The organism is Flavobacterium sp. FlaQc-49, from assembly GCF_044005985.1.
GTDB lineage: Bacteria > Bacteroidota > Bacteroidia > Flavobacteriales > Flavobacteriaceae > Flavobacterium > Flavobacterium cupriresistens.
In genome coordinates this window covers 1-15713 of the sequence record NZ_JBIPCS010000009.1, presented here as the reverse complement: position 1 = coordinate 15713, position 15713 = coordinate 1, and the positions used below count along the sequence as shown (strand labels likewise).

3 protein-coding genes are annotated in these 15713 nt (G+C 39.3%); 1 reads left to right on the top strand and 2 read right to left on the bottom strand.

Annotated features, from left to right (window positions below; genetic code table 11):
• Positions 1 to 28: 28 nt before the first annotated feature.
• Both ppk1 and ACHRV3_RS17465 read right to left on the bottom strand, forming a co-directional pair.
• On the bottom strand, positions 29 to 2110 hold the full coding sequence (ppk1, locus tag ACHRV3_RS17470; RefSeq protein WP_395436004.1) for a polyphosphate kinase 1: 2082 nt from the start codon (positions 2108 to 2110) through the stop codon (positions 29 to 31).
• Entirely contained in the window at positions 2110 to 2601 is a 492-nt protein-coding gene (locus ACHRV3_RS17465; protein ID WP_047779003.1) for a histidine phosphatase family protein, read from the bottom strand. Before ACHRV3_RS17465 ends, ppk1 begins: the two co-directional genes overlap by 1 nt.
• A gap of 624 nt (positions 2602 to 3225) precedes the next feature.
• Here ACHRV3_RS17465 and ACHRV3_RS17460 point away from each other — a divergent pair.
• Positions 3226 to 15713 (top strand): choice-of-anchor L domain-containing protein (locus ACHRV3_RS17460; RefSeq protein WP_395442783.1); only part of this gene is annotated, 12488 nt, incomplete at its 3' end.

Genomic DNA, 15713 nt, shown 5'->3' with positions numbered 1-15713 from the left:
TGATTTGAAATTGTTTTTGTGTTTTGTGTTAACTAATTTTTTGCGGAATTTTTTCGATTTTCTCAATTTTGTGCTGGTAATATTTATAGGTTTCAAGCTGTGCTCTGAATGGAGCATGGTGATTACGAGCTTTATACTTATTGTCTAGTTTATAGGAATGATATCTCACTTTTACATTTCCTTTCCAGGCAATATTAAAATTATCAATTAGTTCTTTTTTGATTTCAAGATCATAAATCGGACAAGTTACTTCTACTCGTCCATCGAGGTTTCTAGTCATAAAATCTGCTGATGAAATGTAAACCTCTGTTAATCCTGCATTTCCAAAAATATAAACTCTTGAATGTTCTAAATAATTATCTACAATACTGATTGCTTCGATATTCTCACTCATTCCCGGAATCCCCGGTATTAATGAGCAAATTCCTCTTACCTGAAGCTGAATTTTCACACCTGCATTACTTGCTTCGTATAATTTATCGATCATTTTAAAGTCCGATAAACTATTCATTTTCAACTTGATATGTGTTTTTCTACCGGCTAACGCATGCAAAATTTCACGGTCTATCAATTTTATAAATTTTGTCCTTGTATAATGTGGTGATACAATTAAATGTTTGTATCGGTGCACTCTGTAATTGATATCAAAAAATTCGAATATTTTTGAAATGTCTTTCAAAATACCGGGATGACAGGTAAACAACGTTACATCGGTATAAATTTTTGCCGTCGATTCGTTGAAATTTCCGGTAGAAATAAATCCGTAACGACGGGTTTTACCTTCTTCAACTCTTTCGATCACGCATATTTTACTGTGCACTTTAAGGCTTTTGATACCGAAAATAAGTTCGATGCCTTCTGTCTGCATTTGTTCGGCATAAGAAATATTACTTGCCTCATCAAAACGAGCCTGAAGTTCAATCTGTACGACTACTCTCTTACCGTTTTTTGCCGCATTGATCAAGGAACTAATAATCTGCGAATTCTTAGCCAGACGATATAACGTAATTTTTATACTTGTTACTTTTGGATCTAATGCCGCTTCACGCAAAAATTTAGTCAGATACGAAAAGGATTGATAAGGCGCATGCAACAGATAGTCTTTTTTACCGATCTTCTGCAGTATACTTCCTTCAAGACTCAATCCCGGAATAGGTAAAGGATCATTGGTTTTATACAACAAATCATATCTTCCGAGATTTGGAAAACTCATATAATCACGGCGATTATGATATCTTCCACCGGGAATTATACTGTCCGTTTCTACAATTTTCATTTTATCTAAGAAGAAACGCAAGGTATCGTCTTCGATTAAACTATCGTAAATAAAACGAACCGGCTCTCCTATTCTTCTGTCTTTTACCGATGTAGCAATTTTTTCGAGCATACTTTTGCTCAAATCACTATCGATGTCCAATTGCGCGTCACGCGTAATTTTGATCATGTGGGCAGAGACACTTTTATAATCGAAAATATTGAAAATATTACTCAGGTTATGACGGATTACATCATCGATTAAGATCACATATTGTTTATCGTCATTGGAAGGTAATACCACAAATCTGTTTATCGTTTTAGGAATTTCAACAACCGCATATCGAACTTCATCATTGGTGTTCATCTCTAAACGAATGGCCAAATATCCTAAAGTATCTTTCAAAACCGGAAACTCCGCTAAGTCATTCAGGATAATAGTAACTAATTCGGGGCTTAATTTTTGAGTAAAAAAGTCTCGCAGAAAATGCTCCTGTGCTTCTGTAATCTGATTTTCGTTGATAATAAAGATATTTTCGGCTTCCAGTTCGGCTTCAATATTTCCTAAAATGCGTAAACTTTCTGATTGTTGTTGAATTACAATTTCAGTGATATCCTTAATTAACTGATGGGCAGAGACTCCGCCTAGATATTTTTCACCAGAAATACCCGAAAGACTTAGTCTTCTGATTGCGGCATAACGAACTCGAAAAAATTCATCTAAATTGTTCGAAAAAATTCCAACAAAACGCAACCTGTCTAAAAGTGGAACGGTATTATCTCCTGCTTCCTGAAGTACTCTTGCATTAAACGCTAACCAACTTTTTTCTCTATCGATATATTTCTGTTCGTACACTATATTTTTTTTAAATCTTTGGGGAAAATTGTTTTATGTGTTCTGCCTTTATTGATCGTATCCCAGCTTTCTGAATCAAACTTTAGCGATACAAATCCTGAGGTGGGAACATTTTCTATAAAAACATCCCCAAATTTATTAACAAAATTTGTAATAGCCTCGTTATGTCCGAAAAGAATAACACTTTCGAAACTATTATCGCACAATTTGATCACTTTTTCAAGTTGTTTATCATCAAAAGTATAAAGATCGTCCTTGTACACGATACTTTCTATGGGATAGGAGATGTTTTGAGCAAAAATGAGCGCTGTTTCAGAAGCACGAGCGGCTGTACTACTCCAAATAATATAAGTCTTGGGCAAAAAATTTGAAATAATTCCAGATACTTCATGAGCATCTAAAATTCCTCTTTTCATTAAAGGTCTGTCAAAATCTTTTAAAGGAGCTTCCCAACTGGATTTTGCATGTCGTATCAAAATTAAATTTTTCATAAGCGGAAGGATTTACAAACATCATAAAAAGAGATTCATTTTTATTGAAGTTCTAATTTACAAAAGAAATTCTAAACACTAACTTTTTTTTAATTCTGTTAACATTTGAAGAAAATTTTAACACGAAAAAAAATCAGTTAAATCCATCATAGAAAAAACATGCTTCTTTTTCCCTTTAACAAAAAGTGCACTTCATCCGTCAAAACTGTCACTTAGTCGATATTATACATATCACATAAAATCAGCCAATTAATTGATTATTGAATATTTTTAAAGGTTATTTTTTTATGTTTTTAACCAAAAAAGCAAATAAATCGTACATTAATTTTTGCCAAAAACTACAAAAAACACCCCCTATTTTCACAAATTCTGACCAAAAAAAGACATTTCAACGAGTTTTTAGGTTAGTTACAGAGAAAAAAAATCTATTAAAAAGAGACTATATAACTTTGATTCTGTTAAAACTATAAAAATTTCACAAAATACGAAGTCAAATCTATGGAGGCTCAAAAATCGTAGGTAATAGAGATAGCAAATTATACTTATAAAAGAGCCGAAATAAAATTTTACTAAAAATAGTACTGTAGAGGAACAAACAATTTTTGAAATTAAAGATTAAAGACTATGAAAAAAATTACTTTAACCACTATTTTGGGATTACTATTTTTCTTTACAGAGCTATCTGCCCAAGAAATAAATGTTCCTATCAGAATCGGAAATACTATTACCAAAAATAAATCTGCTGCTAAGAGTAATGTAACTGCAAAAAGTAGTGCGACTGCTAATGCGTTGGCGGCACTGGCTGCAGTCGGATCTATAGATGTAGCAAATCCCGCTGCCGGAAATAATGGTTATACTGCAGACGGATTAGTGCGTAACATACTAACGTCTGGCTGTTTAAGCATTAGCAATGTCCGATTCGGTTATTATAAAAAAAATGGAAACAATTGGGATTGGACTAATCATACGTGGTCTTCAACCGCCGGTGACCGACAATTGGGATACTTTAATAAATCTACTTCGACATTTCCTATTGATGAAGGTCTTTTAATTGCAACAGGAAAAATAAGCTCCGCTATGGGGCCTAATACGTTTACAAATAAATCAGATTCAATGGTTAGCGAGGCCAGCGATCCTGATTTAACTAATATATCAGGTCAGACCATGCGTGATGCTGCTATATTGGAATTTAATTTTGTTCCTGATGGAAATTTGGTTGAGTTCAAATTTGTTTTTGCCTCAGAGGAATATCTGGAATATGTTAATACGCAATTTAACGATGCTTTTGGTTTTTTCTTAAGCGGACCCGGAATAGCCGGAACTTACACCAATAATGCTGTAAACCTTTCTCAATTACCAAATGGTGATACCGTTACGATCAACAACATTCACTCTTCCGGAGTTAATGTGAACGGTGTTGCTTTCCCTGATAAAAATGTCGCTTATTACCTAAACAATCCACCTGCTTCACTAGTAATGGAGTATGATGGATCTACAACTGTTCTTACCGCAACATATCCGGTTACACCTGGTCAAACTTATAAAATTAAAATGGCTATCGCCGATGCATCAGATCAATTATATGATGCAGGTGTATTTCTAAAAGCAAGAAGTTTTGCCACAAATACTTTAGTAATTACAAATCCTGCAGGTGTATGTTCTCCAAACACCGTAAATATTACTGCTGCGGCAGTAACTGCAGGAAGCACTGCCGGACTAACCTATACGTATTGGAGAGATGCAGCTGCAACAATTCCTTACACTACTCCTACTGCAGCAACTGCAGGAACTTATTATATTAAAGGACAAAACCTTATATCAGGTTGTTCAGACATTAAACCTGTAGTGGTAACTGTTAGTAATATTGTTGTAACAGAAAACGTTGCTTCACATGTTGATGTAAAATGTTTTGGGCAAAGTACGGGGGCTATTACACTTAACAATCCTACCGGTGGTGTTGCTCCTTATACTTATTCATGGAAAAAAAATGGAGCTGCGTTTGCAGGAACAACTCAAACCATAACCAACTTAGGAGTTGGAACATACGAAGCAACTGTAACAGATGCAAGCGGATGTAAAGGTGTTATTTCTGTAGTTATAACGCAGCCAAATGCCGCTCTGGCTTTGGGAGTTTCTTCTAAAACAGATGTTACTTGTTTTGGTGCAAGCACCGGAACCGTAACTGCAGGCGCCGTGACAAACGCAGTTGGAACTGTTACGTACTCTTGGAAAAACAGCTCTAATACGGTAGTAGGAACAACAGCAACAGTTTCAAATCTTCCTGCGGGAACTTATACTTTAACCGTTACAGATACTTGTTCGTCTCAATCCAATTCCGTTACAATCGGGCAACCGACCGCCGCTCTGACTTTGGCAGCTTCATCTAAAACGGATGCAGCTTGTTTTGGTGCCAGCACCGGAACTATAACTGCAGGTGCGGTTACAAACTCCGTTGGAACTGTAACGTACTCGTGGAAAAACAGTTCTAATACAGTAGTAGGAACAACAGCGACAGTGTCCAATCTTCCTGCCGGAACTTACACTTTAACCGTAACGGATTCTTGTTCTTCTAAAACCAATACAGTTACCATCGGACAACCGAGTGCAGCTTTGGCTTTAGCAGCTTCATCTAAAACGGATGCAGCATGTTTTGGCGCAAGCACCGGAACAGTTACTGCGGGTGCCGTGACAAACTCCGTTGGAACTGTAACTTTCTCTTGGAAAAACAGCTCTAATACGGTAGTAGGAACAACAGCAACGATATCCAATCTTCCTGCGGGAACTTATACTTTAACTGTTACAGATTCTTGTTCTTCTCAAACCAATTCCGTTACCATCGGACAACCGAGTGCGGCTTTGGCTTTAGCAGCTTCTTCTAAAACAGATGTTACTTGTTTTGGTGCCAGTACCGGAACTATAACTGCGGGTGCGGTTACAAATTCCGTTGGAACGGTAACTTTCTCTTGGAAAAACAGCTCTAATACAGTAGTAGGAACGACAGTAACAGTTTCGAATCTTCCTGCTGGAACTTATACCTTAACTGTTACAGATTCTTGCTCTTCTAAAACTAATTCTGTTACTATCGGACAACCGAGTGCAGCTTTGGCATTAGCAGCTTCCTCCAAAACTGATGTCGTTTGTTTCGGAGCGAGTACGGGAACAATAACTGCGGGTGCGGTGACAAACTCCGTTGGAACAGTAACTTTCTCTTGGAAAAACAGCTCTAATACAGTAGTAGGAACAACAGCAACAGTATCAAATCTTCCTGCTGGAACTTATACTTTAACCGTTACAGATTCTTGTTCTTCTCAAACTAATTCTGTTACTATCGGACAACCGAGTGCAGCTTTGGCATTAGCAGCTTCTTCTAAAACTGATGCAGCTTGTTTTGGTGGCAACACCGGAACAGTAACTGCTGGTGCCGTGACAAACTCCGTTGGAACTGTAACATTCTCTTGGAAAAACAGCTCTAATACAGTAGTAGGAACGACAGCAACAGTTTCAAATCTTCCTGCCGGAACTTATACCTTAACTGTTACAGATTCTTGTTCTTCTAAAACTAATTCTGTTACCATCGGGCAACCAAGTGCAGCACTAGCTTTAGCAGCTTCTTCTAAAACAGATGCGGCTTGTTTTGGTGCCAGCACCGGAACAGTAACTGCAGGTGCAGTGACAAATGCGGTCGGGACAGTAACTTTCTCTTGGAAAAATAGCTCAAATACAGTAGTAGGAACAACAGCAACAGTATCAAATTTGCCTGCCGGAACTTATACCTTAACTGTTACAGATTCTTGCTCTTCTCAAACTAATTCTGTTACAATCGGGCAACCGAGTGCAGCTTTGGCATTAGCGGCTTCATCTAAAACAGATGTGGTTTGTTTTGGTGCCAGCACCGGAACAATAACTGCAGGTGCCGTGACAAACGCGGTCGGAACAGTAACTTTCTCTTGGAAAAACAGTTCTAATACAGTAGTAGGAACGACAGCAACGGTTTCAAATCTTCCTGCGGGAACTTATACCTTAACTGTTACAGATTCTTGCTCTTCTCAAACTAATTCTGTTACTATCGGGCAACCGAGTGCAGCTTTAGCATTAGCGGCTTCATCTAAAACAGACGTGGTTTGTTTTGGTGCCAGCACTGGAACTATAACCGCAGGTGCCGTGACAAACGCAGTTGGAACTGTGACTTTTTCTTGGAAAAACAGTTCTAATACAGTAGTAGGAACAACAGTAACAGTTTCAAATCTTCCTGCCGGAACTTATACCTTAACTGTTACAGATTCTTGTTCTTCTCAAACTAATTCTGTTACTATCGGACAACCTAGTGCGGCTTTAGCATTAGCAGCTTCATCTAAAACAGATGTGGTTTGTTTTGGTGCAAGTACTGGAACTATAACCGCAGGTACAGTAACAAACGCAGTTGGAACAGTAACTTTTTCTTGGAAAAACAGCTCAAATACAGTAGTAGGAACAACAGCAACAGTTTCGAATCTTCCTGCCGGAACTTATACCTTAACTGTTACAGATTCTTGTTCTTCTCAAACTAATTCTGTTACCATCGGGCAACCAAGTGCAGCTTTGGCATTAGCGGCTTCCTCTAAAACAGATGTGGTTTGTTTTGGTGCCAGCACCGGAACAGTAACTGCAGGTGCCGTGACAAACTCAGTTGGAACAATAACTTTCTCTTGGAAAAACAGTTCTAATACAGTAGTAGGAACCACAGCAACGGTTTCGAATCTTCCTGCCGGAACTTATACCTTAACTGTTACAGATTCTTGTTCTTCTCAAACTAATTCTGTTACTATCGGACAACCGAGTGCAGCACTAGCTTTAGCGGCTTCATCAAAAACAGATGCGGCTTGTTTTGGCGCCAGCACCGGAACAGTAACTGCGGGTACTGTTACAAACGCTATTGGAACAGTAACCTTCTCTTGGAAAAACAGTTCTAATACAGTAGTAGGAACTACGGCCACAGTGTCAAATCTTCCTGCCGGAACTTATACCTTAACCGTTACAGATTCTTGCTCTTCTCAAACTAATTCTGTTACAATCGGACAACCGAGTGCAGCACTAGCTTTAGCAGCTTCATCAAAAACCGATGCGGCTTGTTTTGGCGCCAGCACCGGAACAGTAACTGCGGGTACTGTTACAAACGCTGTTGGAACGGTAACATACTCTTGGGAAAACAGCTCTAATGCTGTAGTAGGAACCACAGCAACAGTAGCAAACCTGCCTGCCGGAACATATACTTTAACTGTTACAGATTCTTGTTCTTCTCAAACTAATTCTGTTACTATCGGACAACCGAGTGCAGCACTAGCTTTAGCAGCTTCTTCTGAAACGGATGCAGCTTGTTTTGGAAATAGTAACGGAACAGTTATCGCTGGTACAGTTACAAACGCTATTGGAACGGTAACATACTCTTGGAAAAACAGCTCTAACACCGTAGTTGGAACTACAGCAACAGTATCCAATCTTCCTGCGGGAACTTATACTTTAACCGTTACGGATTCTTGTTCATCTCAATCTAATTCGGTTACAATTGGTCAACCTAGCGCGGCTTTAAGCTGTTCAATAATACAAAACAAAGCAGTTACTGCTAATGGTTTAAGTAATGGTGAAGCTACTGTAACTCCACTTGGTGGAAACGGAAGTTATACCTACTTATGGGATAATAATGAAACAACACAAAAAGCGGTATTACTAAATGCAGGTTTACACTCTGTAACCGTAACAGACGCAAAAGGTTGTACTACAACTTGTACCATCACCATCTCTGAACCAAATGTATTGTCTTGTAGTATTTCTCAAGATGATCCTGCCAAATGTTTTGGTGACAGTAATGGAAAAGCGACTGTAACTGCTATAGGAGGAAATGGTGATTATACTTATTTATGGGATAATAATGAAACAACTTCACAAGCAGTTTCTTTAACTGCAGGTCAACATACTGTAACCGTAACCGACAAATTAGGTTACACTACTACTTGCTCCGTAACAATCGGACAACCACAAAAAGCGCTAAGCGCTACAAAAACACAAATTGATGTTGTTTGTGGAGGTGATGCAACTGGTTCTGCGACTGTAACGGTATCAGGAGGAACAACACCTTATACTTACTTATGGAATACAACTCCAGCACAAACTTCGGATACTGCTACTGCTCTTTTAGCAGGAAATTATAGCGTAACAATCACAGATGCTAAAGGTTGTACAATCAGCGAATCTTTTGTAATTCTTGATGGAGATTCTGTAAAACCGGTAATTGATCCTTTACCTTCAACTACAACAATCAACTGTCCGGAAGTGCCTGTCTTTGCACAAGCTACCGCAACAGATGATAGTGGAACTGTTTCTTCTTTAACCTTCCAGGACACAACAGTACCAGGCAATTGTACCGGTTCCTATACAAAAACCAGAACTTGGACCGCTATAGATGCTTGTGGAAATACTTCTCTTCCTGTTAGTCAAACAATTATTGTTCAGGATAACACTGCTCCTACTTGGTCCACTCAAGCCGGAACATTAAATACTACTGTTCAATGTAGCGACGCAACAGCTTTGGCTAATGCTCAAGCGCAATTCCCAGTAGCTACTGACGCTTGTGATACAGATGTGACCAACATTGTAAAAGTAAGCGGTGCTTTTGTAGCTTCTCAAGGTTGCGCTAATGCCGGAACATATACTAATACTTGGACGGTTAATGATGATTGCGGAAATACTTCTGCTATTTTCACCCAGATCATTACCATCGAAGATACTACTGCTCCTACTTGGTCAACTCAAGCCGGAACATTAAATACTACGGTTCAATGTAGCGATGCAACAGCTTTGGCTAATGCTCAAGCTCAATTCCCAGTAGCTACTGACGCTTGTGATACGGATGTGACAAACATTGTAAAAGTAAGCGGTGCTTTTGTAGCTTCTCAAGGTTGTGCTAACGCCGGAACATATACTAATACTTGGACTGTTAATGATGACTGTGGAAATACTTCTGCTATTTTCACGCAAGTAATTACTATCGAAGATACTACTGCGCCAACTTGGTCAACTCAAGAGGGAACATTAAATACTACTGTTCAATGTAGCGATGCAACAGCTTTGGCTAATGCTCAAGCGCAATTCCCGGTTGCAACGGATAGCTGTGATACTGATGTGACCAACATTGTAAAAGTAAGTGGTGCTTTTGTAGCTTCTCAAGGTTGTGCTAACGCTGGAACATATACTAATACTTGGACTGTTAATGATGATTGCGGAAATACTTCTGCTATTTTCACGCAAGTAATTACTATCGAAGATACTACTGCTCCAACTTGGTCAACTCAAGGGGGAACATTAAATACTACGATTCAATGTAGCGATATGGCAGCTTTGGCTAATGCTCAAGCTCAATTCCCTGTAGCTACTGACGCTTGTGATACGGATGTGACAAACATTGTAAAAGTAAGCGGTGCTTTTGTAGCTTCTCAAGGTTGTGCTAACGCCGGAACATATACTAATACTTGGACGGTTAATGATGATTGCGGAAATACTTCTGCTGTTTTCACTCAAATCATTACCATCGAAGATACTACTGCTCCAACTTGGTCAACTCAAGGGGGAACATTAAATACTACTGTTCAATGTAGCGATGCAGCAGCTTTAGCTAATGCTCAAGCTCAATTCCCGATTGCAACTGACGCTTGTGATACGGATGTGACAAACATTGTAAAAGTAAGCGGTGCTTTTGTAGCTTCTCAAGGTTGTGCTAACGCTGGAACATATACTAATACTTGGACGGTTAATGATGATTGCGGAAATACTTCTGCTATTTTCACTCAAATCATTACTATCGAAGATACTACTGCTCCAACTTGGTCTACTCAAGCCGGAACATTAAATACTACTGTTCAATGTAGCGATGCAGCAGCTTTGGCTAATGCTCAAGCTCAATTCCCAGTAGCTACTGACGCTTGTGATACTGATGTGACAAACATTGTAAAAGTAAGTGGTGCTTTTGTAGCTTCTCAAGGTTGTGCTAACGCCGGAACTTACACTAATACTTGGACGGTTAATGATGATTGCGGAAATACTTCTGCTATTTTCACACAAATCATTACTATCGAAGACACTACTGCTCCAACTTGGTCAACTCAAGCCGGAACATTAAATACTACTGTTCAATGTAGTGATGCAACAGCTTTAGTTAATGCTCAAGCTCAATTCCCAGTAGCTACTGACGCTTGTGATACGGATGTGACAAACATTGTAAAAGTAAGCGGTGCTTTTGTAGCTTCTCAAGGTTGTGCTAATGCCGGAACTTACACTAATACTTGGACGGTTAATGACGATTGTGGAAATACTTCTGCTATTTTCACGCAAATCATTACTATCGAAGATACTACTGCTCCAACTTGGTCAACTCAAGCCGGAACATTAAATACTACGGTTCAATGTAGCGATGCAACAGCTTTGGCTAATGCTCAAGCTCAATTCCCAGTAGCTACTGATGCTTGTGATACTGATGTGACAAACATTATAAAAGTAAGTGGTGCTTTTGTAGCTTCTCAAGGTTGTGCTAACGCCGGAACATATACTAATACCTGGACTGTTAATGATGATTGTGGAAATACTTCTGATGTTTTCACGCAAATCATTACAATCGAAGATACTACTGCTCCTACTTGGTCTACTCAAGCCGGAACATTAAATACTACTGTTCAATGTAGTGATGCAACAGCTTTGGCTAATGCTCAAGCTCAATTCCCAGTTGCAACTGATGCTTGTGATACGGATGTGACCAACATTGTAAAAGTAAGCGGTGCTTTTGTAGCTTCTCAAGGTTGCGCTAACGCCGGAACATATACTAATACTTGGACTGTTAATGATGATTGCGGAAATACTTCTGCTATTTTCACGCAAATCATTACCATCGAAGATACTACTGCTCCAACTTGGTCAACTCAAGCCGGAACATTAAATACAACGGTTCAATGTAGTGATGCAGCAGCTTTAGCTAATGCTCAAGCACAATTCCCAGTAGCTACTGACGCTTGTGATACGGATGTGACAAACATTGTAAAAGTAAGCGGTGCTTTTGTAGCTTCTCAAGGTTGCGCTAACGCCGGAACATACACTAACACTTGGACTGTTAATGATGATTGTGGAAATACTTCTGATGTTTTCACGCAAATCATTACCATCGAAGATACTACTGCTCCTACTTGGTCAACTCAAGCCGGAACATTAGATGTTACTTTACAATGTAGTGATAATGACGGATTGACAACCGCTCAAAACCAAGCTCCAATTGCAACAGATAATTGTGATGGAACTATAACTTATACTAAAGTAACCGGTGTATTACAAAAAGGTAGCTGTGGAAGTACTGGTACCTACACTAACACTTGGACTGCAACTGATACTTGCAATAATACCTCAACTGTCTTTACTCAGGTAATTACCGTTCAGGATACTGCAATTCCAACTTGGATTACTCAGGCTGGGACATTAAACGTAACTGTTCAATGCAGTGATGCTGCAGCATTAACTGCTGCTCAAAATCAAGCTCCTGCAGCTACAGCCAATTGTTCAATTGTAACTTACACCAAAACAAGTGGTTCTTTTATTGCCTCTGAAGGTTGTGCAAATGCTGGAACTTATACCAACTCTTGGATTGCAAAAGATGACTGCGGAAATGTCACTGACGCTTTCACTCAAGTAATTACTATCGAAGATTCCACTGCTCCAACTTGGTCAACTCAAGCCGGAACATTAAACGCTACTGTTCAATGTAGTGATGCAACAGCTTTAAATGCTGCTCAAGCGCAGTTCCCTATTGCAGCTGATGCTTGTGATACTGATGTTTCAAATATCGTAAAAACAAGCGGTGCTTTTGTAGCCTCTGAAGGTTGCGCTAACGCTGGAACTTATACTAACACTTGGACTGTTAAAGATGATTGTGGAAATACTTCTGATGTTTTCACACAAATTATTACTATCGAAGATACCACTGCTCCAACTTGGACAACTCAGCCTGGAACATTAAACGTAACTGTTCAATGTAGTGATGCAACAGCTTTGACTACTGCTCAAACACAATTCCCAGTTGCTACTGACTCTTGTGATGGTGATGTTTCTAATATCGTAAAAACAAGCGGTGCTTTTGTAGCCTCTGAAGGTTGCGCTAACGCTGGAACTTATACTAACACTTGGACTGTTAAAGACGATTGTGGTAATACTTCAGATGTTTACACTCAAGTGATTACTATTGAAGATACCACTGCTCCAACATGGACAACTCAACCTGGAACATTAAACGTTACTGTTCAATGTAGCGATGCAACGGCTTTAACTACTGCTCAAACACAATTCCCAGTTGCTACTGACTCTTGTGATGGTGATGTTTCTAATATCGTGAAAACAAGTGGTGCTTTTGTAGCTTCTGAAGGTTGCGCTAACGCTGGAACTTATACTAACACTTGGACCGTTAAAGATGATTGTGGAAATACTTCTGATATTTACACTCAAGTGATTACAATCGAAGATACCACTGCTCCAACTTGGACAACTGAGGCCGGAACATTAAACGTAACTGTTCAATGTAGTGATGCAACAGCTTTGACTACTGCTCAAACACAATTCCCGGTTGCTACTGACTCTTGTGATGGTGATGTTTCTAATATCGTGAAAACAAGTGGTGCTTTTGTAGCCTCTGAAACTTGTGCAAATGCAGGAACATATACTAATACTTGGACTGTAAAAGATGATTGTGGAAATACTTCTGATACTTTCACTCAAGTAATTACAATCGAAGATACTTCTGCTCCAACATGGACAACTCAAGCCGGAACACTAGATGTTACTTTACAATGTAGCGATAATGACGGATTGACAACCGCTCAAAACCAAGCTCCAATTGCAACAGATAATTGCGATGGAACTATAACTTATACTAAAGTAACCGGTCAATTACAAAAAGGAAGTTGTGGAAGTACTGGTACTTACACCAACACCTGGACTGCAACCGATACTTGCAATAATACCTCAACTGTCTTTACTCAGGTAATTACCGTTCAGGATACCGCAGTACCAACTTGGATTACACAAGCAGGAACATTAAACGTTACTTTGCAATGTAGTGATGCAACCGGATTAACTGCTGCTCAAAATCAAGCTCCCGCAGCTACAGCCAATTGTTCAGTTGTAACTTACACCAAAACAAGTGGCACTTTTGTTGCCTCTGAAGGTTGTGCTAACGCTGGAACGTATACCAACTCTTGGATTGCAAAAGATGATTGTGGAAACGTTACAGATGCTTTCACTCAAGTAATTACAATCGAAGATACCACTGCTCCAACTTGGACAACTCAGCCTGGAACATTAAACGTAACTGTTCAATGTAGTGATATGGCAGCTTTGACTACTGCTCAAACACAATTCCCGGTTGCTACTGATTCTTGTGATGGTGATGTTTCGAATATCGTAAAAACCAGCGGTGCTTTTGTAGCTTCTCAAGGTTGTACTAACGCTGGAACTTATACTAACACTTGGACTGTTAAAGATGATTGTGGTAATACTTCAGATGTTTATACTCAAGTGATTACTATTGAAGATACCACTGCTCCAACTTGGTCAACTCAAGGGGGAACATTAAACGTAACTGTTCAATGTAGTGATGCAACAGCTTTGACTACTGCTCAGACACAATTCCCGGTTGCGACTGATTCTTGCGATGGTGATGTTTCTAATATTGTGAAAACAAGCGGTGCTTTTGTAGCTTCTGAAGGTTGTACTAATGCAGGAACTTATACTAACACTTGGACTGTAAAAGATGATTGTGGTAATACTTCTGATACTTTCACGCAAGTGATTACAATCGAAGATACCACTGCTCCAACTTGGACAACTCAGCCTGGAACATTAAACGTAACTGTTCAGTGTAGTGATGCAACAGCTTTGACTACCGCTCAAACACAATTCCCGGTTGCGACTGATTCTTGTGATGGTGATGTTTCGAATATCGTAAAAACCAGCGGTGCTTTTGTAGCCTCTGAAGGTTGCGCTAACGCTGGAACTTATACCAATACCTGGACTGTTAAAGATGATTGTGGTAACACTTCAGATGTTTACACTCAAGTGATTACTATTGAAGATACCACTGCTCCAACATGGACAACTGAGGCCGGAACATTAAACGTTACTGTTCAATGTAGTGATGCAACAGCTTTGACAACTGCTCAAACACAATTCCCGGTTGCTACTGATTCTTGTGATGGTGATGTTTCAAATATCGTAAAAACAAGCGGTGCTTTTGTAGCCTCTGAAGGTTGTACTAATGCCGGAACTTATACCAATACCTGGACTGTAAAAGATGATTGTGGTAACACTTCTGATGTTTACACTCAAGTGATTACTATTGAAGATACCACTGCTCCAACTTGGACAACTGAGGCCGGAACATTAAACGTAACTGTTCAATGTAGCGATGCAACAGCTTTGACAACTGCTCAAACACAATTCCCGGTTGCTACTGATTCTTGTGATGGTGATGTTTCTAATATCGTGAAAACAAGTGGTGCTTTTGTAGCTTCTGAAGGTTGTGCTAATGCCGGAACTTACACTAACACTTGGACTGTTAAAGACGATTGTGGTAATACTTCTGATACTTTCACGCAAGTGATTACAATTGAAGATACCAGTAAACCAATATTTACCGGAGATCTTCCAAAAGATAGTACTGTTTCTTGTGACGCTGTTCCTGCCCCTGCTCAACTAGTAGTTTCAGACAGTTGCACATCAGATTTACCAATTGTTTTCACTGAAACAAAAAGTGATATTCAAAATCAATGTGATTCTAATTATACCTTAACACGTACCTGGACAGCAACGGATTGCTCTGGTAACACTACATCTTATGTTCAAATTATAACCGTGAGAGATACAACAGCTCCAACGGGAACTGTTCCTACAGATGTTACCGGTTTAGAGAGCATAGCTGTTATTCCTGCCGGTACACCACAAGATGTAACGAATGTTTCTGATAATTGTGATTCAAATGTAACAATCACCGTAACTGATACCAATAACGGAGGAAGTGGTTGTGATGGAAATGCTTATATCTTAACCAGAAC